The following is a 23,778-nucleotide window of genomic DNA, read 5'->3' as shown; positions in this document are numbered from 1 at the left end:
ACGCGCAACAGCCCGCTACCGGGTGGCCTCCGCCGACGCGCTCTCGTCCGCGAACGCCGACACCGCCGCCTTCGCGGCCGCCTCCACCAGCGAGATGCCCTTCGCCTGGGTCGCGTTGCCGTTCGACAGCACCGCCACCCAGTAGGTACGTCCGTCGGCGGTCACCCGCCCGATGCTGTTGATGTCCCACAGTCCGGTGGTGCTGCGCGCCAGCCAGCCGTTCTTCAGCGCCCACGACGAGCCGTCGGCCGCCGCCGAGACACCCCAGTGCTGGTCGGCGGCTATCTGCCCCATCAGCCCCTGGATGTAGGACTGCGAGGCCTCGCTCAGCTCCGAGTCGTCCCCGAAGACCTGCTGGAGCAGTGTGAGCTGGTCGGCGGCGGTGGTCTGGGTCAGCCCCCACAGCATGTCGTCGCCGCCCTCGGTCCCGGTGAGCCCGAACCGCTCGTTCGCGGCGTCGAGTCCCTTCGCCTTGCCGATGGTCCGCCACAGCTCCGACGCCGAGGTGTTGTCGCTGTTCTCGATCATCGCGGTGGCGTCCGACTTCTCGGTCGCGGTGAGATGCCGGCCCTCGTCCTGCGCCTGGAGCAGCAGCGTCGCCAGGATGTCCACCTTCACGATGCTCGCCGTGTCGAACGCGGCGTCGCCGTACGTGGCGCTCTCCCCGGACTCCACGTCGAGCACGGCGACGGACACCTTCGCCCGGCCCGGCACGGTCACCGACTTCATCGCCTCCGCCAGCAGCGCGTCGTAGTCCACCTCGGGTACGGCCACGGGCTCCACGGACGCCTCCTGGGTCGACTCCGACGCGGACGCCGACGGCGCCGCAGAGGACGACGATACGGCTCCCCCACCGGAGTGCGCCTGTGCCTTCACATAGGCGGTGCCGCCGGCGGTGACGCCCAGGACGGCCACGGTGGCGAGCGCGGTGTAGAGGAGCGGACGGCGCCGGGACGAGCGAGCGCGGCGGCTACGGCGGGCTCTGCGAGACTCCATGCCGTGATCGTGGCGGCGCCGACTGTGCGGGCCGTTAGACGCACGTAAGAGGTACGTCAGCGGAGACTGAGAATCCTGTGAAAGCTGTCTCCGTCGCGTTTCAGGCCCCGCACAAGCCCAGCAGCATCCCCCCGATAAGGTCGGTGACCGTGGCGAACAAGAACATTCCCGACCCCGGTTACTCCGACGACGACGGCTCCGCCGACCCCCGGCTCGCCGAGGCGCTCGCCGCCTGGGCCGAGGACCGCACCGCCGTGGGGCCCGTCCTGGAGGCGCTCAAGGGCACCCGGCTGCTCGTCCCCGTGGTGGCCGTGCTCGGTGAGGTCGAGGAGGACGAGAACGGGCTGCGCCGTGAGAAGACCAGCGACATGGCCGTCCCCACCCTGAAGGCCGGCGGCCGCACCGCCCTGCCCGCCTTCACGTCCACCGCCGCCCTGGCCCGCTGGGACCCGGCGGCCCGCCCCGTCGCCGTACCACTGCACCAGGCGCTGCAGGCCGCCGCGCACGAGAAGGCGGACACCGTCGTGCTCGACCTGGCCGGGCCGGTGGCGTTCGAACTGACGGGACCGGCGCTGCTGGCGCTCGCCGAGGGCCGTACGACGGCCGATCCGCTCGCGGATCCGGCGGTGCGGGAGGCGGTACGAGCGGCGGTGGCCGCCGAACCGGAGGTCCTCAGCGCCCACCTCGGGCCGGGGCAGGCGGACGGCACCCTGGCCCTCGTGCTCGCTCCGGCCGCCGCCCCCGCCGAGGCCGCCCGGGCGGTGGCCCGGCGCCTCGCCGCCGACGAGACACTGCGGGCCCGCCTGGTGCGAGGTCTCGACCTGGCACTGCTGCCGGCCGGGACGACGCCTCCGGGCGAGCCCCTGTACGTACGCGGATGAGCCGGCCGCAGACCTGGGCCGTGTCCGCAAAGTCCCTCCCCCAGAGGGGGTGCCCCCGGCCTTGCGGGCGAACGACGGGACTTTGCGGACACGACCTAGCCGTAGACGGGGCCGGTGTACTTCTCGCCCGGCCCCTGGCCCGGCGCGTCCGGGACGATCGACGCCTCGCGGAAGGCCAGCTGCAGCGACTTCAGGCCGTCGCGCAGCGGGGCCGCGTGGAAGGAGCTGATCTCGGTCGTGCTCGCGTCCAGCAGCCCGGCGAGGGCGGTGACCAGCTTGCGGGCCTCGTCCAGGTCCTTGTACTTGTCGCCCTCCTCGGTCAGCCCGAGCTTCACGGCCGCCGCGCTCATCAGGTTGACGGCGACCGTCACGATCACCTCGACGGCCGGGACCTCGGCGATGTCGCGGGTCATCTCGTCGAAGCCGGCGGCGGAGTCCGGGGTGGCGGCGGGGTCCGGGGAGCCGGCGGGGGAGGTCTCACTCATGCCCCACACGATAGGCGCAGGCCCGCCGAGCTCCCGTATCGAGGCTCGATTCGCCGTTCCTGGCGCAGGCTGCTAATCTCGGATAACGACCGGTCGGACACGCGTGCCCCTCAGCAGGCGGGCCCGGCCCACAAGTGGAGACTCCGAGCTCCCACCCGACTGTCCTCCGGGACGGCGGGTCATCCGGTCAGGCGGCCACCATCGTTCCGTACGGACGATGGAGTCGCCCGGTAGTGCGCCCCGCGATCCTCGCGAAGGTGCTCCGGTAGTGCTTGGAGCCCCGCATGTGATCGTTCGGGGCATTTTTTGTGCTTCGGCGTGGTTATAGGTCTAACGACACAGACGTTACGCGGCCGTCCGCCAGACCGCCGCGTGGTGCTACCGAGGAGGATCCATCAGCGCCGAGCCCCGCATCAACGACCGGATTCGCGTTCCCGAGGTGCGACTTGTCGGTCCCAGTGGCGAGCAGGTGGGCATCGTCCCCCTGGCCAAGGCACTGGAGCTTGCGCAGGAGTACGACCTGGACCTGGTCGAGGTCGCGGCGAACGCCCGCCCGCCGGTCTGCAAGCTCATGGACTACGGGAAGTTCAAGTACGAGTCGGCCATGAAGGCCCGTGAGGCGCGCAAGAACCAGGCGCACACGGTCATCAAGGAGATGAAGCTCCGGCCGAAGATCGACCCGCACGACTACGACACCAAGAAGGGTCACGTCGTTCGGTTCCTCAAGCAGGGCGACAAGGTCAAGATCACGATCATGTTCCGTGGTCGCGAGCAGTCCCGGCCCGAGCTGGGCTACCGACTGCTGCAGCGTCTCGCGGAGGACGTCCAGGAGCTCGGGTTCGTCGAGTCGAACCCCAAGCAGGACGGCCGAAACATGATCATGGTCCTCGGTCCGCACAAGAAGAAGACCGAGGCGATGGCCGAGGCGCGTCAGGCGCAGGAGGCCCGCAAGGCCGAAGCGAAGGCCAACCCCGGCCGCTCGCAGAACCCCGCGGACGCCGAGTTCACCGACGCCGAGGCCGCCGAGACGGCCGAGGCCCCTGCCGAGGCTTCCGCCGAGGCGTGATCCGAGGGACACACGTCCCCTGGATGCAACCCATACAGCAGCGACGCTCCACCCAGTGCCCGGTTTCACGACCGGGCACCGGAGCGCCACCGACGAGGAGAGAACGGCGCTATGCCGAAGAACAAGTCGCACAGCGGTGCCAGCAAGCGCTTCAAGGTCACCGGCTCCGGCAAGGTGCTCCGTGAGCGCGCCGGCAAGCGCCACCTGCTCGAGCACAAGTCGTCCCGCGTGACGCGTCGCCTCACCGGCAACGCCGAGATGGCCCCGGGCGACGCCGCGAAGATCAAGAAGCTTCTCGGCAAGTGAGGCCGGGCGCTCAGCGCCTGACCCACGCACACCGGGACCCAATCGATTCCGGGCCGTGTGACGACACCCACGGCCCCGCTACAAGGAGTTAACAAGTGGCACGCGTCAAGCGGGCAGTCAACGCCCACAAGAAGCGCCGGGCGATCCTCGAGCAGGCCTCCGGCTACCGCGGTCAGCGTTCGCGCCTGTACCGCAAGGCCAAGGAGCAGGTCACCCACTCGCTGGTCTACAACTACAACGACCGCAAGAAGCGCAAGGGTGACTTCCGTCAGCTGTGGATCCAGCGCATCAACGCCGCTGCCCGCGCGAACGGCATCACCTACAACCGCTTCATCCAGGGTCTGAAGGCCGCGAACGTCGAGGTCGACCGCAAGATCCTCGCCGAGCTCGCCGTGAACGACGCCAACGCGTTCGCCGCGCTCGTCGAGGTCGCCCAGAAGGCGCTGCCGTCGGACGTGAACGCCCCCAAGGCCGCGTGACGCTGCGCCGGCTTTGAGCCGACGTGACTGAAGGACCCGCAGGCTTCCACGGCCTGCGGGTCCTGCCGTGTCTGCACAGCTGCGGGCCGGTGGGGGCTGGTCGCGCTTTCCCCGCGCCCCTAGGGGGTTGCAGTCACGCGCGCCGCCAAGTCCCCCGCTCAGCTGCGGGCAAGCGAAACCCCGGCGGTACCAGTACCACTGAGCTTCCGAAAGTGACAGAAGATGCCCTCCGCCAGCCCCGAGCTCATCTCCTCCCGCTCCCCCCGCGTCTCCGCTGCCCGCCGCCTCGCCAGGCGGAACTTCCGCAGCAAGGAGCGACTGTTCCTCGCGGAGGGCCCGCAGGCCGTGCGGGAGGCCGCGGGGTACGGCAACGAGACGCTGGTGGAGCTGTTCGCCACCGTCGAGGCCGCGGAGCGGTACGCGGACATCATCGGCGAGGCCAGGACCAGCGGCGCCCGCGTCCACCTCGCCGACGAGCAGGTCATCGCGGACATCTCGACGACCGTCACCCCGCAGGGCCTCGTCGGGGTCTGCCGGTTCGTCGACACGCCGTTCGAGGAGATCCTCGCCGCCCGGCCGAAGCTGGTCGCCGTACTGGCGCACGTGCGCGATCCCGGGAACGCCGGCACCGTCCTGCGGTGCGCCGACGCCGCCGGGGCGGAGGCGGTCGTACTGACCGACGCGTCCGTCGATCTGTACAACCCGAAGGCCGTCCGCGCCTCCGTGGGCTCCCTCTTCCATCTGCCCGTCGCCGTCGGGGTGCCCGTGGAGCAGGCCGTGGCCGGGCTCAAGGCCGCCGGGGTGCGGATCCTCGCCGCCGACGGGGCGGGGGAGGACGACCTGGACGACGAGCTGGACAAGGGCACCATGGGCGGGCCGACCGCCTGGGTGTTCGGGAACGAGGCCTGGGGGCTCCCGGAGGAGACCCGCGCCCTCGCCGACGCCGTCGTACGCGTCCCGATCCACGGGAAGGCCGAGAGCCTGAACCTGGCGACCGCCGCGGCCGTATGTCTCTACGCATCGGCCCGTGCACAGCGCGCCTCCGGAGGGTGCCGCTCCGTCACCGAGAGCTAGTAGGGTGACCAGCTCGGGGGTCCTCGTCTGGGAGGTGGGGTACGGGGATGAGTGTCGGCACGAGCAGCGCACCGGGAGCGGCCCGCCCTGCCGGTGACCTCGCCGAACTCGGCATCGACCCGGACGACCTGCCCGACGGGCTCGTCGTCGCCGACGAGCACGGCCGGGTGATCTGCTTCAACGCCGCCGCCACACGCATCACCGCCGTCTCCGCCGAGGAGGCGCTCGGACAGCGGCTGGAGAAGGCCCTCCCCTTAGAGGATCTCGAAGGCCGCCGCTGGTGGCAGCTGACCGATCCGTACGGCGGTCTCGCCATCCGAGGCGGCCAGCCCGAGCGCAATCTGCTGCTGCCCGGTGGACGGGAGGTGCTGGTCTCCGTGCGGTACGTCCGCACCCGGCCCACCGGACCCGTCCGCCGAGTCGTCGTCTCCCTTCGTGACACCGAGGCCCGCCGCCGCACCGAACGCAGCCACGCCGAGCTGATCGCCACCGTCGCCCACGAGCTGCGCTCCCCGCTCACCTCCGTCAAGGGCTTCACCGCCACCCTGCTCGCCAAATGGGCGCGCTTCACCGACGACCAGAAGCGGCTGATGCTGGAGACCGTCGACGCCGACGCCGACCGGGTGACCCGGCTCATCGCCGAGCTGCTGGACATCTCGCGGATCGACAGCGGGCGGCTGGAGGTGCGCCGCCAGCCCGTCGACATAGGCGCGGCCGTCGGACGGCACATCCAGGCCTACGTCGCCGCCGGGCAGCCCGCCGACCGGTTCCTGCTCCGCCTCGAGCAGCCGCTGCCCGCCCTGTGGGCCGACCCCGACAAGGTCGACCAGGTGCTCAGCAACCTGATCGAAAATGCGGTGCGCCACGGCGAGGGAACCGTCACGATTGACGTCACGCCCGCCGCGTCCCCCCGGGAAGGGGAGGACATCGGCACGTCGGTCACCGTGAGCGACGAGGGTGCCGGCATCCCGGAGGAGTCCATGAACCGCGTCTTCACCCGCTTCTGGCGGGGCAGCAAGCGCGGCGGCACGGGCCTCGGGCTGTACATCGTCAAGGGCATCGTCGAAGCCCACAGCGGCACCATCACGGTCGGCCGCGCCCCCGGCGGCGGCGCCGAGTTTCGATTTACGTTGCCCGTGGGGGCCCCGGCGTATCTCACCTGAGATCCGGCCCGAGCCCCACGGGCGCATTCGCTTGCCTCAACCCCGTTAGACTCGGCCTTTGGCACCTTTGTGTCCCGAAAACCGTGACGAACTGTCCACGAGTCGGTACGGGGACCATCCGCCAGCCAATCGGAAGCACGGGAAGAGATGTCGGCACCCAATAAGTCGTACGACCCTGTCGAGGTCGAGGCGTTGAAACCGGAAGAGATCGAGCGCATGCGGGACGAGGCGCTCGCCGCCTTCGCCGCCGCGGACTCCCTCGACGCGCTCCAGGAGGCCAAGGTCGCCCACACCGGCGGCACCTCCCCGCTGGCCCTCGCCAACCGCGAGATCGGCGCGCTGCCCCCGCATGCCAAGGCCGCGGCCGGCAAGCTGGTCGGCCAGGCCCGGGGCGCGGTGAACAAGGCCCTCGCCGGCCGCCAGGAGGAGCTGGAGGCCGAGCGCGACGCCCGCGTGCTGGTCGAGGAGGCGGTGGACGTCACACTGCCGTACGACCGTGTCCCGGCCGGCGCCCGCCACCCCCTCACCACGCTCTCGGAGCGCATCGAGGACATCTTCGTGGCCATGGGCTACGAGGTCGCCGAGGGCCCCCAGGTCGAGGCGGAGTGGTTCAACTTCGACGCCCTCAACATCGGCCCGGACCACCCGGCCCGCGGCGAGGCCGACACCTTCTTCGTCCAGGGCCCGGACGGCGGCACCGAGTCCGGCGTCGTGCTGCGCACCCACACCTCGCCCGTGCAGATCCGCTCGATGCTCTCGCGCGAGCTGCCGGTGTACGTGATCTGTCCCGGCGTCGTCTACCGCACCGACGAGCTGGACGCCACGCACACCCCCGTCTTCCGCCAGGTCGAGCTGCTGGCCGTCGACGAGGGCCTGACCATGGCCGACCTCAAGGGCACCATGGACCACATGGTCCAGTCGCTGTTCGGCGAGGGGATCAAGACGCGGCTGCGGCCGAACTTCTTCCCGTTCACCGAGCCGTCCGCCGAGATGGACATGGTGTGCTACGTCTGCCGCGGCGAGTCCGTCGGCAACCCCGACCGCCCCTGCCGCACCTGCTCCTCCGAGGGCTGGATCGAGCTCGGCGGCTGCGGCATGGTCAACCCCAAGGTGCTCACCGCCTGCGGCGTCGACCCCGAGAAGTACAGCGGCTTCGCGTTCGGCTTCGGCATCGAACGGCTGCTGATGTTCCGCCACAACGTCGAAGACATGCGAGACATGGTCGAGGGTGACGTCCGGTTCACCCGACCCTTCGGGATGGAGATCTGATGCGGGTCCCGCTTTCCTGGCTGCGGGAGTACGTCGACCTCCCCGCCACCGAGACCGGCCGTGACGTGCAGGCCAAGCTGGTGTCCGCCGGCCTCGAGGTCGAGACGGTCGAACTGCTCGGCGCCGACCTCAAGGGCCCCCTCGTCGTGGGCCAGGTGCTGACGATCGAGGAGCTGGAGGGCTTCAAGAAGCCGATCCGCTTCTGCACCGTCGACGTCGGCACGGCCAACGGCACCGGCGAGCCGCAGGAGATCGTCTGCGGCGCCCGTAACTTCGCCGTCGGCGACAAGGTCGTCGTGGTCCTCCCGGGCGCCGTCCTCCCCGGCGGCTTCGCCATCGCGGCCCGCAAGACGTACGGCAAGACCTCCCACGGCATGATCTGCTCCAGCGACGAGCTGGGCATGGGCGACGACGGCACCAAGGGCATCATCGTGCTGCCGCCGGAGACCGAGGTCGGCAAGGACGCCATCGAGCTGCTCGAGCTGGTCGACGAGGTCCTGGACATCGCCGTCACCGCCAACCGGGGCGACTGTCTGTCCATCCGCGGTGTCGCCCGCGAGGCCGCCATCGCCTACGGTCTGCCGCTGCGCGACCCCGCCCTGATCGACGTACCGGCCCCGAACGCCTTCGGCTACCCGGTGCAGGTCTCCGAGCCGCTCGGCTGCGACCGCTTCACCGCCCGCACCGTCACCGGTCTGAGCCCCGAGGCGCGCTCCCCGATCTGGCTGAAGCGCCGGCTGCAGAAGGTCGGCATGCGCCCGATCTCGCTCGCCGTCGACATCACCAACTACGTGATGATGGAGCTCGGCCAGCCGCTGCACGCCTACGACCGCTCGCTGGTCCAGGGCACCATCGGCGTCCGCCGGGCAGGCGAGGGCGAGCAGATCGTCACCCTCGACGGCGTCACGCGCAAGCTGCACGCCGAGGACCTCGTCATCACCGACGACCGCGGCCCGATCGGTCTCGCGGGTGTCATGGGCGGCGCCGACACCGAGATCGCCGACCACGACGACCTGGAGAACTCCACCGGCGACGTGGTGATCGAGGCGGCCCACTTCGACGCGGTGTCCATCGCTCGTACGGCCCGTCGGCACAAGCTGTCCTCCGAGGCCTCCCGCCGCTTCGAGCGCGGCGTCGACCCGGCCGCCGCCGCGGCCGCCGCCCAGCGCACGGTCGACCTGCTCGTGCTCCTCGCGGGCGGCACGGCCGACGCGGGCGTCACCGAGGTCGTCACCCCGTCCGGCCCGCACACCGTCACCGTCCCGGCGAACCACCCCGACAAGGTCGCGGGCGTCGTCTACGGCCGGGAGACCGTCGTCCGCCGCCTCCAGGAGATCGGCTGCGACGTCTACGGGCAGGACGAGCTGATCGTCACCGTCCCGTCCTGGCGGCCCGACCTCGCCGAGATCAACGACCTGGCGGAGGAGGTCATCCGCCTGGAGGGCTACGAGAACCTGCCCTCCACGCTGCCCAAGCCCCCGTCGGGCCGCGGCCTCACCCACCGCCAGCGCCTGCACCGCCGCGTCGGCCGCGCCCTGGCCGGGGCCGGTTACGTCGAGGCGCCGAACTACCCGTTCATCGGCGAGGGCGTCTTCGACCAGCTCGGCCTGGACGCCGACGACCCGGCCCGCCGCGTCGTCAAGCTCACCAACCCGCTCAACGACGAGGAGCCCGCGCTCCGTACGTCGCTGCTGCCGGGTCTGCTGGGCGCGCTGCGGCGCAACGACGGCCGGGGCAGCCATGACCTGGCGCTGTTCGAGACCGGGCTGGTCTTCCACCCGCGCGAGGAGGCCGGCGTCGCCGGTCACCTCCCGGTCGACCGCCGCCCGACCGACGAGGAGATCGCGGCGCTCGACGCCGTACTCCCCGAGCAGCCGCGCCATGTCGCCGTCGTCCTCGCGGGCGCCCGCGAGCAGGCCGGCTGGTGGGGCAAGGGCCGTCCGGCCGACTGGGCCGACGCCGTCGAGGCGGCGCGGGCGGTCGCCCGGGAGGCCGGCGCGGAGCTGGTCGTCCGCCAGGGCCAGTACGGTCCCTGGCACCCGGGCCGGTGCGCCGAACTCGTGGTCGTCGCCGACGGTGCCGAGCGGGTCGTCGGCCACGCCGGTGAGCTGCACCCGCGCGTGGTGAAGGCGCTGGGTCTGCCGGCCCGCACCTCCGCGATGGAGCTGAACCTCGACGTCCTGGAGGCGGTCGGCGACGACACCCCGCAGGCGCCGAGCATCTCCTCGTTCCCCGTCGCCACGCAGGACGTCGCCCTCGTCGTCGACAAGTTCGTCCCGCACGCCGAGGTCGAGGCCGCGCTGCGGGAGGGCGCCGGCGAACTGCTGGAGGGGATTCGGCTGTTCGACGTGTACGTCAATGACGAGCAGCTCGGCGACGGGAAGAAGTCGCTGGCGTACGCGTTGCGCTTCCGCGCGGGGGACCGGACGCTGACCGTCGATGAGGCTTCCGCTGCGCGGGATGCGGCTGTTGCTCTTGCCGGCGAGCGTACGGGAGCAGTTCTGCGGGGCTGAGGTCCTGTGCCGGTGCGGGCGGACTGTGGCTGGTCGCGCCCGCGCGGCGGAGCCGCACATCGATACAGCCCCGCGCCCCTTGGGTTTCTTCACTCATCCGAGTGAGAATCTCAGGCGAACTGGCCCCCTCGGGCCAGCCCTCGACAGAATCGGACCGGCCTTTCGGGGTCGGTCCGATCTGTGCTGTGCGGCCTTAGACGGGGGGCCAACGACCATGTTCGGCATCAGGCGGCCGCTGCGCCGGGCCCTCTCGCTGGGGTTGCCCATGACCTGGGGCGCCCTGGCGATCGCCTACAAGTTGACCTGTCCGCTGGCCCAGCAGGACGGGCTCGGTGCCAGGATTGTCACCAGTGTCGTCTTCTTCGCCGTGGGCACCGGGATCGTCCTCCATGTGCGACAGGCCCTGCTGCGTGAGCTGAAGCAGGTCAGGCGGGTCGCCGGGGCCGCCCAGAGCGTGCTGTTGCGGCCGCTGCCGCCCCGCGTCGACGGGCTCGACGTGGCCGCCGCCCAGCTCTCCGCCGACCGCGGTGCCACCGTCGGCGGCGATCTGTACGAGGTCATCGCCACCGAGCACGGCGTACGTGTGGTGATGGGCGACGTCCGCGGCCACGGCCTGCCCGCCCTGGGCACCGTCGCCGCCCTCCTCGGCAGCTTCCGCGAGGCCGCGCACGACGAACCCGACCTGGGCCGGGTGCTGCGGCGCCTGGACCGTGCCCTCACCCGCCATCTCCACGACCGCGCTCCCGACACCCAGGCCGCCGAGGAGTTCGCCACCGTCCTGCTGCTGGAGATCGGACCGGACGGCGAGGTGCACGCTCTCAACTGCGGACATCCATGGCCGTATCTGCTGAGAAGCACGGCTGTGGAGCCGTTGGCGCGGGTGGACCCCCTTCCCCCACTGGGCCTCTTCCCGCTGCCGCGTGAACTTCCGCCCGTCCGTTGCGGCCCGCTGCTCCGAGGTGAGTGCCTCGTTCTCTACACGGATGGTGCGGAGGACGCGAGGGACGCACGAGGCCGCTTCTTCCCCCTGCCGGAGACCCTGACGAAGGCGGCCAACGACCATCCCGTGTCACCCCAGCAGATCCTGCGCACCATCCTGGCCGCACTCCTGAGGCATACGGCGGGCAGACCAACCGACGACATCGCCTTGCTGGTACTTGCAAACGGGCGCGAGTGCAGTTCCCTAGGGGCGCGGGTCGATGACATCAGCGGCTCCGCCGCCCGGGCGCGACCAGCCACCACCCACCCGCAGCCGACAACGCACCCCTGACCGGCTCACCCCGCGGAGCGCAACGCCGGACCGCCGCTTATTGAGGGGGAGCCGACGGCCCGGCGAACCTCTTGCGAGGCATTTCAGTCAACCGGCTGGAAACTCTCCGCAACAGCGCACGCACAGCGCGGATACGCGCACTTGCTTCACACCCCGTGTGAAGACGGACCCACTACTCTGGCGGCACCGAGGCACCGGGGGGCACCCAATGCAGCCCAACACTCTGCTCGACGCGATCCTGGACGAGGCGGGCATCTCGCACGCGGGCCTCGCCGCCCATGTGAACCAGGCCGGTCGGGCACGTGGACTCGCGCTGCGGTACGAGCACACGGCGGTCGCCCGGTGGCTGAAGGGACAGCGGCCGCGCGGCCAGGTGCCCGACCTGATCTGCGAGGTCCTCGCGGGGCGTCTGCACCGTCCGGTCACCCTCGACGACATCGGCCTCGGGGTCCCGGGCGAGCCGTCGAATCCCCACGGCACCTCCCTCTCCGGCTTCGTCGAGCGGGCCACCGCCCTGTGGCGGTCCGACGAACAGCAGCGCCCGCACCTCCTCGGCGCGCCCGCGGTGACCGGGACGCCCGCCGTGATGCCCGTGTGGGAGTGGGAGAACCCGCCCGAGGACGTCGACGTCTCCCGGGGCGGCCGGCACCGCGTCACGTCCGCCGACATCGAGATGCTGCGGGCCGCCCGCACCCATTACGAGCAGATGTACCGCAAGGCGGGCGGCATCGCGACCCGCAGCCGGATCGTCGGTTTCCTCAACGCGGAGGCGGCGCCGCTGCTGCGGGGCAGCTACACCGACGAGACGGGACGTCAACTGCACCGGGCCACGGGCGGGTTGGTGGCGGTCGTGGGGATCTGCGCGTACGACTCCGACGCGCACGGTCTCGCCCAGCGCTACTTCCACCAGGCGCTCAGGCTCGCAAAGGCCAGCGGGGACCGGGGCCTTGGCGCGTACGTCATCGCGCTCCTCGTCAACCAGTCGCTGTTCATGCGGGAGTACCGGCAGGCCGTGGCCTTCGCGGAGGCCGCGCTGCGTGCCGCCGGCAAGCACATCACCCCCGCCCTCGCCTCCGATCTGTACGCGATGCAGGCCAAGGCGTACGCCCACCTCGGCGACGGCACGAGCGCCCTGTCGTGCATCCGGCGGGCGGAGACGGCCGCCGAACGCATCCGGCGGGGGCACGAGCCCGACGAGACCGGCTATGTCCAGCCGGGGCTGGTCAACGTCCAGGTGGCGGAGGCGCTGCTCAGCCTCGGTGAGATCGCCGCGGCCGCCGAGCACGCCCATGCCGCCGTCGGCAATCCCGCGCACGACCGGGGCCGGGTGCACCGGCTCGCCATGCTCAGCACGATCGAACTGCGCCAGGGCCATGCCGACAAGGCGGTGGTCACCGCCGTGCAGATGGCCGAGCAGGCGAGCGGAATGGAGTCGCAGCGGCTGCGCGACAGACTCAGGGCGGTGCGCGAGCATCTGGTGCGCAGCGGCTGCGCGGGCACGGCCGAGGCCGCCGAACTCATCGACGGAGCACTGCGCGTACCGCTGTAGACACGTCGTGCGGACCGCCTTTCAACGGGGTCCGCGGGGGAACACATACACCGGCGTCCCACAGTCCCTGCTGCGATATTGCCACTCACCCGACGGAAGGTGGCAGAACCGTGCAGTGGACGAAACAGAACGAACAAACTGTGTATGAAAACCGCTGGTTCAGCGTCAACCTGGCCGATGTGGAGCTGCCGGACGGCCGGCACCTCGACCACTTCCTGATACGGCTGCGGCCCGTCGCCGTGGCCACGGTGGTCAACGAGGCGAGCGAGGTCCTGCTCCTGTGGCGCCACCGCTTCATCACCGACAGCTGGGGGTGGGAACTCGCGGCGGGCGTCGTCGAGGACGGCGAGGACATCGCCCGTGCGGCCGCCAGGGAACTCGAGGAGGAGACCGGCTGGCGGCCGGGGCCCCTGCAGCACCTCATGAGCGTGGAACCGTCCAACGGCCTCACCGACGCCGTCCACCACATCTACTGGTCGGACCGGGGCGAGTACGTGGGACACCCGGTGGACGACTTCGAGTCGGACCGCCGGGAGTGGGTCCCCCTCAAGCTCGTACCGGACATGGTCGCCCGGGGGGAGGTCCCGGCCGCCAACATGGCGGCCGCGTTAATGCTGTTGCACCACCTCAGGCTCACGGGTGACTAGCGGGCCAGTGCCTGCATGGTGAGTCAACTCGCGAAGGGGGCGGGCCCGGCACTCCGGAGAGCGCCGGGCCCGTGGCGGACACGGTGGGCCATCAGTACGTGTAGAACCCCGAGCCGGTCTTGCGGCCCAGCCGGCCCGCGTCCACCATGCGCGCGAGCAGCGGGGGAGCGGCGTACAGCGGCTCCTTGTACTCGTCGTACATGCTCTGCGCCACCGACGCGACCGTGTCCAGGCCGATCAGGTCGGACAGCTTCAGCGGGCCCATCGGGTGGGCGCAGCCCATCTCCATGCCGTTGTCGATGTCCTCACGGCTGGCGATGCCCGTCTCGAACATCCGGATCGCGGAGAGCAGGTACGGGATCAGCAGTGCGTTGACGACGAAGCCGGACCGGTCCTGGGCACGGATCGCGTGCTTGCCCAGCACCTTCTCGGCGAACAGCTGGGCCCGGCTCAGCGTGCCCTCGGAGGTGGTCAGCGCCGGGATCAGCTCGACCAGCTTCTGCACGGGGGCCGGGTTGAAGAAGTGGATGCCGACGACCTGGTCGGGGCGGGAGGTGGCGACGGCCAGCTTCACCAGCGGGATGGAGGAGGTGTTGGAGGCCAGGATCGCGTCCGGGCGGGTCACCACCTGGTCGAGGACCTGGAAGATCTCGGTCTTGACCTGCTCGTTCTCGACGACGGCCTCGATCACGAGGTCGCGGTCGGCGAACTCGCCGAGGTCCGTGGTGAAGGTCAGGCGCGCCAGGGTCGCGTCCCGCTCCTCCTCGCTGATCTTGCCGCGCTCGGCGGCCTTGGCCAGGGAGTTGAACAGCCGGGTCCGGCCGATCTCCAGGGCCTCGCCGGTGGTCTCGGCGACCTTGACGTCGAGTCCGGCGCGAGCGCAGACCTCGGCGATGCCCGCGCCCATCTGGCCGCAGCCCACCACTCCGACGCGTTCGATGTCGGTCACATCGATCCCTTTCGCTCCGCTGTCTTCTCCGATGGCGGGGCAAGTCTGCCCGGGTCCCGGTCGGCCTGCTCCGATCGTGCACGTTACTAGCAAGTATCGATGATCGATCGCCGGGGTCGGTGCATGCTGTGCGCGGAGACGATCCGTGACCGAGCGGATCCATGGCGTGATGTGGGGATGGGTGCGATGGGGCGACTGACCCGGCGGGCGTTCGCGCTGGCGGCGCTGTCGGCGTTCACTGCGACGGACGCGGCGGCCGCTCCGGCTCCGCCGAGAACGGGAGCGGGAGCGGGAGCGGGAGCGACAGCGGGAGGGGGCGAGGCGGAAGGCCGGGCGACGACCGAGATGCGGGGCATGTGGCTGGCGACGGTCGCCAACCGGGACTGGCCCTCCAGGGCCGGGCTGACGGCCGCTCAGCAGCGCAAGGAGCTGATCGACTGGCTCGACATGGCGGTCCGGGCCCGGCTCAACACGGTGGTCTTCCAGGTGCGGCCCACTGCCGACGCGCTGTGGCCCTCCTCGTACGAGCCCTGGTCCCAGGTCCTCACCGGCACCCAGGGGAGGTCGCCGGGCTGGGACCCGCTGGGCACGGCCGTCGCCGAGGCCCACGCGCGCGGCCTTCAGCTGCACGCCTGGTTCAACCCGTACCGGGTCGCCACCCACGCCGACCGCTCCCGGCTGATCGCCTCCCACCCCGCCCGCCGGCATCCCGACTGGGTGGTCGAGTACGGCGGGAAGCTCTACTACAACCCGGGCCTGCCGAAGGTCCGCGCCTTCGTCCAGGACGCGATCCTGGACGCGGTGAAGAAGTACCCCGTCGACGCCGTGCACTTCGACGACTACTTCTACCCCTACCCGGTCGCGGGCCAGAGCTTCGACGACGCCGCGGCGTACGACGCCCACGGCGGCGGCTTCGCCACCCGGGCCGCCTGGCGCCGTGACAACGTCGACAAGCTGGTGCTGGAGACGGCCGCGCGGATCAAGGCCGTACGCCCCACCACCCAGTTCGGGATCAGCCCGTTCGGTGTATGGCGCAACGCCTCCACCGACTCACGCGGCTCGGACACCCGGGCGTTCCAGTCGTACGACGAGATCTACGCGGACAGCCGGAAGTGGGTGCGGCAGGGCTGGATCGACTACGTCGTCCCGCAGCTGTACTGGGAGATCGGCAACTCCGCCGCCGACTACGCCAAGCTCGTGCCCTGGTGGGCGGAGGTGGCCAAGGGCAGCCGGACGCGGCTCTACCTGGGGGAGGGCCTCTACAAGGCGGGCGCCTCGGGGCAGCCGGCGGCATGGGCGAACAAGGGCGAGCTGACCAGACACCTCACCCTCGCCAAGAAGTACCCGCAGGCGCGCGGGCACGTCTTCTTCGCGGCCAAGGATCTGCGGACGGACCGGATCGGCGCGATGGCGCGGGTGGTCGCCGACCACTACGGGCAGCCGGCGAAGCCCCCGCGCTGATCCCGCACCGTCCGATCCGACGCCGTCCGCTTCAACGCCGTTCCTCGGTCGTCCTGGTCGTGGTCCGGTGGCGGATCTCGGTGTCCGGGCCGGGTGAGCACACGCCCACGTGCCCGTCCGTGAAGCGGACGCGGAACGGCGGGTTGCCGTCCTGGCCCAGTACTTCGACGATCTCGCCGACTTTGTCGTGTTGGCCGACCACCCTGCCGTGCTGGACATACTGGTCGCCCGCGGTTCCTCGCATCTGCGGGGCCTCCTCACCGTAGGGGAGAGAGCAGTGGTCCGTGTCTCGATTTTAGCCGCGCGCCCGCTGGGTGACGGCGATGCAGACCAGCACGGCCGCGGCCGTCAGCGGAGCGGCGGGCGTCAGGTGCTCGCCCAGCAGCAGCACCGACCACACCAGTGTGAGCAGGGGTTGGGCCAACTGCAACTGGCTGGCCTTGGGGATGCCGATGGCGGCCATGCCCCGGTACCAGACGACCAGCCCGAGGAACTGCGAGCCCGCCGCGACCCACAGCAGCCCGGCCACGCTGTGCGCGGTCAGCTGGACGGGCTCGTACGCCACGGCCAGGGCGGCGGCGGGCACGCCGATCGGCAGGCACAGCACCAGCGCCCAGCCGATCACCTGCCAGCCCGGCATGACCCGGGCCAGCCGGCCGCCCTCCGTGTAGCCGGCCGCGCACACCAGCAGCGCCCCGAACAGATACAGGTCGGCGGTGGTCAGGGCCCCGCCGCTCTGCTGCACGGTGAACGCCACCACCGCGGCGGCACCGGCCAGCGCCGCCGTCCAGAAGGTGCGCGAGGGGCGGGTGCCGACCCGCAGGGCGGACAGCAGGGCGGTCGTCAGCGGCAGCAGGCCGACCACGACGGCGGCGTGCGAGGTGGTCGAGGTCTGCAGCGCGAGCGTCGTGAGGAGCGGGAAGCCGACGACCACCCCGGCGGCCACGACCGCGAGCCCCGCCCAGTGCCGCCGGGCGGGCACCGGCACCCTCAACGCCAGCAGACAGCCGCCGGCGATCAGCGCCGCCAGCACGCTGCGGACGGAGACCAGCGACCAGGGGCCGAAGCCCTCCAGACCCCAAGCGGTGGCGGGGAAGGTGAGGGAGAAGGCGACGACACCCAGGGCGGCCTGGAGGGTGCCCAGACCATGGGCCGGCGAGCTGGTGCTGACCGCTATCGAGATCGGGGCAGTAGCGCTACTCTGTGTCTTCATGCAAGAGCGTAGCAGCGTGGGTGACCTGGCGGATCAGCTGCGGCGGGAACTGGACCGCTACTCTCCCGGTGGAAAGCTCCCGTCGAGTCGGGCGCTGGTCGAACGGTTCCGGGTGAGCCCGGTGACCGTCTCGCGGGCGCTGGCGCAACTGGCCGCCGAGGGGCTGGTGGTGACCCGGCCCGGGGCGGGCGCCTTCCGAGCCCGGCCGCGTCCCGCGGTCCCCTCGGCGGGGGACACCTCCTGGCAGGAGGTCGCCCTCAGCGCGGACGGCGCCGCCGACCTCGTCCCGCGCTCGGTGGACGCCTCCGGCGTCACGGTCTCGCTGGCCGCGCCGGCACCCGGCGTGGTCGAGTTCAACGGCGGCTATCTCCACCCCTCCCTGCAGCCGGAGCGCGCGATGTCCGCGGCCCTGGCGCGCGCCGGACGGCGGCCCGGCGCCTGGGGCCGGCCGCCGATGGAGGGGCTGCCCGAGCTGCGGGAGTGGTTCGCGCGCACCATCGGCGGGGCCGTCGGCGCGGCCGAGGTGCTGGTCAGCGCGGGCGGCCAGGCGGCGCTCACCACCGCCCTGCGCGCCCTCGCCCCGCCCGGCGCACCGGTGCTCGTCGAGTCGCCGACGTACCCCGGCATGCTCGCGATCGCCCGTTCGGCGGGCCTGCGCCCGGTACCGGTCCCGGTCGACCCCGACGGGGTGAAGCCGGAGCTGCTCGCCGACGCCTTCCGGGCCACCGGCGCCCGGGTGTTCGTCTGCCAGCCGCTGTTCCAGAACCCGACCGGCGCCGTCCTCGCCCCCGGCCGGCGCGGCGAGGTGCTGCGGATCGCGCGGGAGGCGGGCGCCTTCGTCGTCGAGGACGACTTCGTGCGGCGGCTCGCGCACGAGGACGCCGGACCGCTGCCGCGCCCGCTCGCCGCCGACGACCCGGACGGGGTCGTCGTCCACGTCGGCTCGCTCACCAAGGCGACCTCGCCCAGCTTCCGGGTCAGCGCCCTGGCCGCGCGCGGGCCCGTCCTGGAGCGGCTGCGCGCCATCCAGGTCGTCGACACCTTCTTCGTGCCCCGCCCCCTCCAGGAGGCGGCCCTGGAACTCGTCGGCTCGCCCGCCTGGCCGCGCCACCTGCGGTCCGTGGCCGCCGAGTTGCGGGCCCGGAGGGACGCGATGACCTCCGCGCTGCGGCTGCACCTGCCCGAGCTCGCCCTCCCGCACATCCCTTCCGGCGGCTACCACCTGTGGCTGCGGCTGCCCGACGGCTCGGACGAGAGCGCGTTCGCGGCGGCCGCGCTGCGGGCCGGCGTCGCGATCACCCCCGGCCGCCCGTACTTCAGCGCCGAACCCCCGGCCGCCCACGTCCGGCTGAGCTTCGCGGCCGTCGCGGGCACGGAGGAGATCGCGGAAGGCGTACGACGGCTGCGGGCGGCCTGCGACGAGGCGCTGTCCGGAAACCGTTCGACATGATCCGAGCCCTCCTGTGAGGATCCGGCCATGAGCGACAGCGCGCCCCTCGCCGAGGGCTACGAGATCTCCGCCGACCCCGCCCGCGTCGACGTCGAGCGCGTCCACCACTGGCTGTCCACCGACGCGTACTGGGCGATCGGGCGGGCCCGGGAGAAGCAGGAGCGGGCCATCGCCGGGTCGCTGAACTTCGGGGTGTACGACACGGCGTCGGGGGAGCAGGTCGCCTACGCGCGCGTGGTGACGGACCTCGCGACCTTCGCGTGGCTGTGCGATGTCTACGTCGACCCGGCGGTCCGGGGCAAGGGCCTGGGCACGGCACTCGTCGCCGCCGTACGCGACCACCTGCTGCCGCACGGGCTGCGCCGGATACTGCTGGCCACGCAGGACGCGCACGGGGTGTACGAGAAGGTCGGCTTCGAGGCGCTGGAGGAGCCGCGGATCTGGATGGCGCTGATCTTCGAGAAGCTCGGGATGGCGTGACCGCTTTCCGGTGACTTGTCCGGCAGATCCTGACTGGCGGGTAAGCTTTCTCCCGTCCCTCGGCCAACACCCCTTGACCTGCGCACTTGCGCGGCTCACCATCACCGCATGCCACTTCGGGTGACGTTCGTCGCAGCCGCTCGCAGCTCACCGCTGCTCGCGGAGCGCTTCGATGACGACCGGCCGCTGGACCAGGCGGGCTGGGACGAGGTGCAGCGCGTGGCCGCGGACCTGCTGCCGCTCGCGGCCGCCGAGCTGCGCTACTGCTCGCCCACCCCGCGCAGCCGCGCCACCGGTGACGCGCTCGGGTACGCCCCGCTGGTGCAGCTCGCCCTGCGGGACTGCGACATGGGCCGCTGGCGCGGCTTCACCCTCGGCGAGGCGATGGCCCGGGAGCCGGAGGCCGTGGACGCCTGGCTGGCCGACCCGCGGGCCACTCCGCACGGCGGCGAGTCGCTGCTGGAGTTCATCTCGCGGGTGGGTGGCTGGCTCGACACCCGGCCGATCGGCGACGGCGACCGGATCGTCGCGGTGGCCGAGCCCAGCGTGATCCGCGCGGCCCTGGTGTACGCGCTGAAGGCGCCGCCGTCGACGTACTGGAACATCGACGTCCGCCCGCTGTCCACGACGACCGTCACCGGCCGGGGCGGGCGCTGGAACCTGAGGTTCGAGGGCGTGTCGGCGCAGACCACGCGCGCGTAGTCGGGCGCCTCGGCTCACGCGCGCGTGAGCCGGGCGCCTCAGCCCACGCGCCCGTAGTCCGTCGTCAGCAGCAGGTCCTTGGCGGGGCCTGCGACGCGCCACACCGTCCGCCAGTGATCCGTGTCCCGGACGGTGAACTCGCCGCGGTAGAGGTCGGCGGAGCAGGGGTGGTCGGCCGTGTGCCGGCCGGTCGTCAGGTCCAGGTCGTGGAAGGGGCGGCCGTCGGCGAACCGGACGTCGGCCGTCCCGGGCGTCGGGCCCGGCAGGAAGCGCAGAGTGCGCTCGGCGGGGCGCGGGATGCCCTGCCAGGTGAAGGTACCGGACTCGTGGTGCAGCAGCCCGCCCCCGTCGAGGGGCCGGAAGACCGTCGCACCCGTGAAGACGCCTGTGTCGCCGCCGGCCAGATCCCGCACGGACCGCTCCACCCGCCAGCTCCCCGCGAGGTAGACCAGCGCATCGGGGACTGGCCAGAACTCGTCCATCGACGTTCACTCCCGAAACTTCCGCTGCCGCGCGACCCATTGACGCCCTCCGGCCCCCTCCCTATCTTGCCGTTCGAAGTGCCGATCAAGGTCCGATATCTCGAACAATCCCTGTAAGAGAGAGCCGCGGAGTATCCATGTCACGCACCCGCTGGAGACTCGGTCTCGGCGCCACCGCCCTGCTGGTGGCCTCGGCCGTACTGCCCGCCCCCGCCCGAGCCGCCGACACCACCGACTACGCCATCACCGTCGACCCCGCAGCCAAGGGCGCGAAGATCGACGACACGATGTACGGCGTCTTCTTCGAGGACATCAACCGGGCGGCCGACGGCGGTCTGTACGCCGAGCTCGTGCAGAACCGATCCTTCGAGTACTCCACCGTCGACAACCGCTCCTACACCCCCCTGACCTCCTGGACGGTCTCCGGCACGGCGAACGTCGTGAACGACGACGGCCGCCTGAACGACCGCAACCGCAACTACCTCTCCCTGGGCGCCGGTTCGTCCGTCACCAACGCCGGATACAACACCGGGATCCGGGTCGAGCAGGGAAAGAGGTACGACTTCACCGTGTGGGCCCGCGCCGAGAGCGGTACGGCCCTGACGGTCTCCTTGCAGGACGCCGACGGCACGCTGGCCACCGCCCGGCAGGTCGCCGTACGCGCGGGCGGCTGGACGAAGTACAGGGCGACCTTCACCGCGACCCGCACCAGCAGCAACGGCCGGCTCACCGTGGCCTCCTCCGCCGCGACCGCCCTCGACATGGTGTCCCTGTTCCCCCGTGACACCTACAAGCACGAGCCCAACGGCCTGCGCAAGGACCTCGCCGAGAAGATCGCCGCCCTGCACCCGGGCTTCGTGCGCTTCCCCGGCGGCTGCCTGGTCAACACCGGCTCCATGCAGGACTACAGCGAGGCCTCCGGCTGGCAGCGCGCCCGCTCCTACCAGTGGAAGGACACCGTCGGCCCGGTCGAGGAGCGGGCGACGAACTCCAACTTCTGGGGCTACAACCAGAGTTACGGCCTCGGCTACTACGAGTACTTCCGGCTCGCCGAGGACATCGGCGCGATGCCGCTGCCCGTCGTCCCGGCCCTGGTCACCGGCTGCGGCCAGAACAAGGCCGTCGTCGACGACGCGCTGCTCAAGCGCCACATCCAGGACACCCTCGACCTGATCGAGTTCGCCAACGGCCCGGTGACCTCCACCTGGGGCAGGAAGCGCGCCCAGATGGGCCACCCCAAGCCCTTCCACCTCACCCACATCGAGGTCGGCAACGAGGAGAACCTCCCGAACGAGTTCTTCGCCCGCTTCAAGGAGTTCCGCGCCGCGATCGAGGCCGCGTACCCGGACGTCACCGTCATCTCCAACTCCGGCCCGGACGACTCCGGTTCGACCTTCGACACGGCCTGGCAGCTCAACAAGGACGCCAAGGTCGACATGGTCGACGAGCACTACTACAACAGCCCGCAGTGGTTCCTGCAGAACAACGACCGCTACGACTCCTACGACCGCGGCGGGCCCAAGGTCTTCCTCGGTGAGTACGCCTCCTGGGGCAACGCCTTCAAGAACGGCCTCGCCGAAGCCGCCTTCATGACCGGCCTGGAACGCAACGCGGACGTCGTCAAGCTCGCCTCCTACGCCCCGCTGTTCGCCAACGAGGACTACGTCCAGTGGAGCCCGGACCTGGTGTGGCTCAACAACCACGCCTCCTGGAACTCCGCCAACTACGAGGTCCAGAAGCTGTTCATGACCAACGTCGGCGACCGCGTCGTCCCCTCCACGGCCACCGGCACCCCGTCCGTCCAGGGCCCGATCAGCGGCGCCGTGGGCCTGTCGACCTGGGCGACCACGGCGGCGTACGACGACGTGAAGGTCACCGACGCGGACGGGAGCACGCTCCTGAGCGACGACTTCTCGGGCGACGCCTCGCAGTGGACGCACACCGGCGGCGGCAGCTGGACCCTCCAGGACGGGCAGTACGTCCAGACGGACGTCGCCGCCGAGAACACCATGGTCTCGGCCGGTGACACGAACTGGCACGACTACGACCTGCACGTGAAGGCCACCAAGAAGTCCGGCAAGGAGGGCTTCCTCGTCGCGTTCGGCGTCAAGGACACCGGCAACTACTACTGGTGGAACCTGGGCGGCTGGAACAACACCACCACCGCCGTCGAGCAGGCCGTGGACGGCGGCAAGTCCACCCTGATCTCCAAGGCCGGGACCATCGAGACGGGCCGCGCCTACGACATCGACATCAAGGTGCGCGGCCGCCAGGTCACCCTCTACCTCGACGGCCAGGAGTGGGGCGGCTTCACGGACGACAAGCCGGCCGAGCCGTTCCGCCAGGTCGTCACCCAGGACAAGAGGACCGGCGACCTGATCGTCAAGGTCGTCAACGCCCAGTCCGCCGACGCCCGCACGGCGATCGACCTCGGTGGCGCCAAGGTCTCGTCCGAGGCCCGCGTCACCACGCTGGCCGCGGCTCCGAACGCGGTCAACACGGAGACGGACACGCCGGTCGCCCCGGTGACGTCCACCTTCACCGGGGTCGCCGACCGGTTCACGTACACCTTCCCGGCGAACTCGATCACGTTCCTGCGGATCGGGCAGAAGTAGCGGCAGCGGTTCCGGGCGGGCGTGGGCGGATGCCGCCCACGCCCGTCAGGCGCCCTTGCGGCGGAACCAGCCCCGCTTGGCCTGCGGCTGTGGCTGCGGCTGCTGTGGCGCCTGGGGGACCGGACCGCCGAACGGGGGGAGTCCCTTGAAGCGGTCGTCGAAGGTCACCGTCGGGGTGATCCGCCGCAGCGCCGCGCGGACCAGCGTGAGCGGATGGTCGGGGAACCGCGCGTCCCACTGCTCGTCGTCCCCGACGTGGAACGGCAGACCGCCCAGCTGACCGCCCACGTAAGGATGCGGCCGGAAGTAGGCGGCCGGCCCCACCTGAGCCATGACCGTCGCCTCCCGCATCCCGGTCATCGGGCCCTCGGCGGCCTGCACCTTGACCACGGTGCTGCACGCGGCCTTGGGAATCGTCCAGCTGCCGAGGAAGGCCTGCCCCGGCCTGCTGCCCAGCGGCACCTTCACCAGTTGCCGGACGGCCGGCACGCCGTCCACCGCGCCGGGCAGCGTCTCGATCAGGCCGCCGCCCGCCTCCGCGGTGATCTGCGCCAGTCCCGCGCGCAGCCGTTCCGGCTCGTGCAGCGGGGCCGGCAGGTCCGGCACCAGCGGGAAGAAGTGGACCGACAGCACGAGCCCCGCCGCATCGGTCCACACCCCCGGCTCGCGCTCGGTGAAGCCGGTGAGGTCGAGGCCGGTGACGGGTGTCATGGCGATCATCGGATTTC

At 71.4% G+C, this 23,778-nt stretch carries 23 protein-coding genes; 16 read left to right on the top strand and 7 right to left on the bottom strand.

What is annotated here, in order from left to right; translation table 11 throughout:
* Positions 1-15 precede the first annotated feature (15 nt).
* Entirely contained in the window at positions 16-996 is a 981-nt protein-coding gene (locus ACIRF9_RS23175) for a serine hydrolase (protein WP_403825250.1), read from the bottom strand.
* A gap of 149 nt (positions 997-1,145) precedes the next feature.
* Between ACIRF9_RS23175 and ACIRF9_RS23170 the strand changes: the two genes are divergently transcribed.
* Complete coding sequence (locus tag ACIRF9_RS23170; protein WP_403825247.1) at positions 1,146-1,877, top strand: SseB family protein; 732 nt, start codon at positions 1,146-1,148, stop codon at positions 1,875-1,877.
* Between the two features lie 95 nt (positions 1,878-1,972).
* On the opposite strand, the gene ACIRF9_RS23165 is transcribed toward ACIRF9_RS23170, so the two are convergent.
* On the bottom strand, positions 1,973-2,362 hold the full coding sequence (locus tag ACIRF9_RS23165) for a DUF1844 domain-containing protein (protein ID WP_403825245.1): 390 nt from the start codon (positions 2,360-2,362) through the stop codon (positions 1,973-1,975).
* Between the two features lie 394 nt (positions 2,363-2,756).
* Between ACIRF9_RS23165 and infC the strand changes: the two genes are divergently transcribed.
* The 10 genes from infC to ACIRF9_RS23115 all read left to right on the top strand — a co-directional run bounded on the left by infC (position 2,757) and on the right by ACIRF9_RS23115 (position 13,698).
* Positions 2,757-3,428 carry a translation initiation factor IF-3 gene (gene infC / locus ACIRF9_RS23160; protein WP_403825520.1) on the top strand — a complete coding sequence of 224 codons (672 nt, stop codon included), beginning with the start codon at positions 2,757-2,759 and terminating at the stop codon, positions 3,426-3,428.
* A 111-nt stretch (positions 3,429-3,539) separates the two neighbouring features.
* Positions 3,540-3,734 carry a 50S ribosomal protein L35 gene (gene rpmI / locus ACIRF9_RS23155; protein WP_004933563.1) on the top strand — a complete coding sequence of 65 codons (195 nt, stop codon included), beginning with the start codon at positions 3,540-3,542 and terminating at the stop codon, positions 3,732-3,734.
* Positions 3,735-3,829: 95 nt separating this feature from the next.
* Positions 3,830-4,213 carry a 50S ribosomal protein L20 gene (rplT, locus tag ACIRF9_RS23150; RefSeq protein WP_006141703.1) on the top strand — a complete coding sequence of 128 codons (384 nt, stop codon included), beginning with the start codon at positions 3,830-3,832 and terminating at the stop codon, positions 4,211-4,213.
* A gap of 222 nt (positions 4,214-4,435) precedes the next feature.
* A complete protein-coding gene (locus ACIRF9_RS23145) occupies positions 4,436-5,287 on the top strand; it encodes a TrmH family RNA methyltransferase (RefSeq protein ID WP_403825242.1) in 852 nt (283 codons plus the stop codon).
* A gap of 47 nt (positions 5,288-5,334) precedes the next feature.
* Complete coding sequence (locus ACIRF9_RS23140) at positions 5,335-6,450, top strand: ATP-binding protein (protein WP_403825239.1); 1,116 nt, start codon at positions 5,335-5,337, stop codon at positions 6,448-6,450.
* Positions 6,451-6,597: 147 nt separating this feature from the next.
* Complete coding sequence (gene pheS, locus ACIRF9_RS23135; RefSeq protein WP_403825236.1) at positions 6,598-7,719, top strand: phenylalanine--tRNA ligase subunit alpha; 1,122 nt, start codon at positions 6,598-6,600, stop codon at positions 7,717-7,719.
* A complete protein-coding gene (gene pheT / locus ACIRF9_RS23130; protein WP_403825233.1) occupies positions 7,719-10,232 on the top strand; it encodes a phenylalanine--tRNA ligase subunit beta in 2,514 nt (837 codons plus the stop codon). The genes pheS and pheT overlap by 1 nt, the downstream gene beginning before the upstream one ends.
* Positions 10,233-10,446: 214 nt before the next feature.
* Positions 10,447-11,502 carry a PP2C family protein-serine/threonine phosphatase gene (locus ACIRF9_RS23125; RefSeq protein WP_403825230.1) on the top strand — a complete coding sequence of 352 codons (1,056 nt, stop codon included), beginning with the start codon at positions 10,447-10,449 and terminating at the stop codon, positions 11,500-11,502.
* Positions 11,503-11,710: 208 nt separating this feature from the next.
* Positions 11,711-13,051, top strand: coding sequence for a transcriptional regulator (locus ACIRF9_RS23120; RefSeq protein ID WP_403825227.1), 1,341 nt, complete (start codon positions 11,711-11,713; stop codon positions 13,049-13,051).
* 110 nt (positions 13,052-13,161) lie between these two features.
* A complete protein-coding gene (locus tag ACIRF9_RS23115) occupies positions 13,162-13,698 on the top strand; it encodes an NUDIX hydrolase (protein WP_403825224.1) in 537 nt (178 codons plus the stop codon).
* A gap of 91 nt (positions 13,699-13,789) precedes the next feature.
* On the opposite strand, the gene ACIRF9_RS23110 is transcribed toward ACIRF9_RS23115, so the two are convergent.
* Complete coding sequence (locus tag ACIRF9_RS23110; RefSeq protein ID WP_403825221.1) at positions 13,790-14,647, bottom strand: 3-hydroxybutyryl-CoA dehydrogenase; 858 nt, start codon at positions 14,645-14,647, stop codon at positions 13,790-13,792.
* Positions 14,648-14,833: 186 nt separating this feature from the next.
* On the opposite strand from ACIRF9_RS23110, the gene ACIRF9_RS23105 reads away from it, so the two are divergent.
* Positions 14,834-16,108 (top strand): glycoside hydrolase family 10 protein, encoded by a 1,275-nt coding sequence (locus ACIRF9_RS23105; protein ID WP_403825218.1) that lies wholly within the window; start codon positions 14,834-14,836, stop codon positions 16,106-16,108.
* A 31-nt stretch (positions 16,109-16,139) separates the two neighbouring features.
* Here ACIRF9_RS23105 and ACIRF9_RS23100 read toward each other — a convergent pair whose 3' ends face one another.
* Entirely contained in the window at positions 16,140-16,352 is a 213-nt protein-coding gene (locus tag ACIRF9_RS23100) for a DUF1918 domain-containing protein (RefSeq protein WP_403825215.1), read from the bottom strand.
* Positions 16,353-16,403: 51 nt separating this feature from the next.
* A complete protein-coding gene (locus ACIRF9_RS23095) occupies positions 16,404-17,321 on the bottom strand; it encodes a DMT family transporter (protein ID WP_403825212.1) in 918 nt (305 codons plus the stop codon).
* Here ACIRF9_RS23095 and ACIRF9_RS23090 point away from each other — a divergent pair.
* The 3 genes from ACIRF9_RS23090 (at position 17,320) to ACIRF9_RS23080 (ending at position 19,953) form a co-directional block, all read left to right on the top strand.
* Positions 17,320-18,771, top strand: coding sequence for a PLP-dependent aminotransferase family protein (locus ACIRF9_RS23090; RefSeq protein WP_403825209.1), 1,452 nt, complete (start codon positions 17,320-17,322; stop codon positions 18,769-18,771). The two genes, ACIRF9_RS23095 and ACIRF9_RS23090, sit on opposite strands and share 2 nt — an antisense overlap.
* Before the next feature lie 27 nt (positions 18,772-18,798).
* Complete coding sequence (locus ACIRF9_RS23085; protein ID WP_403825205.1) at positions 18,799-19,251, top strand: GNAT family N-acetyltransferase; 453 nt, start codon at positions 18,799-18,801, stop codon at positions 19,249-19,251.
* Positions 19,252-19,359: 108 nt separating this feature from the next.
* The gene (locus tag ACIRF9_RS23080; RefSeq protein WP_403825202.1) at positions 19,360-19,953 is read left to right on the top strand and encodes a histidine phosphatase family protein; all 594 of its coding nucleotides are present in this window, start codon (positions 19,360-19,362) and stop codon (positions 19,951-19,953) included.
* Between the two features lie 38 nt (positions 19,954-19,991).
* Here ACIRF9_RS23080 and ACIRF9_RS23075 read toward each other — a convergent pair whose 3' ends face one another.
* Positions 19,992-20,435 (bottom strand): DUF6314 family protein, encoded by a 444-nt coding sequence (locus ACIRF9_RS23075; protein ID WP_403825199.1) that lies wholly within the window; start codon positions 20,433-20,435, stop codon positions 19,992-19,994.
* Positions 20,436-20,572: 137 nt separating this feature from the next.
* Between ACIRF9_RS23075 and ACIRF9_RS23070 the strand changes: the two genes are divergently transcribed.
* On the top strand, positions 20,573-23,050 hold the full coding sequence (locus ACIRF9_RS23070; RefSeq protein ID WP_403825196.1) for an alpha-L-arabinofuranosidase C-terminal domain-containing protein: 2,478 nt from the start codon (positions 20,573-20,575) through the stop codon (positions 23,048-23,050).
* A 45-nt stretch (positions 23,051-23,095) separates the two neighbouring features.
* On the opposite strand, the gene ACIRF9_RS23065 is transcribed toward ACIRF9_RS23070, so the two are convergent.
* Complete coding sequence (locus ACIRF9_RS23065; RefSeq protein WP_403825517.1) at positions 23,096-23,761, bottom strand: hypothetical protein; 666 nt, start codon at positions 23,759-23,761, stop codon at positions 23,096-23,098.
* Positions 23,762-23,778: the final 17 nt, after the last annotated feature.

It is taken from the genome of Streptomyces sp. NPDC096132, assembly GCF_044763345.1.
Taxonomy (GTDB): Bacteria; Actinomycetota; Actinomycetes; order Streptomycetales; family Streptomycetaceae; genus Streptomyces.
Note: the sequence above shows the minus strand (reverse complement) of the source record. Positions and strands in the feature narration are given on the sequence as shown.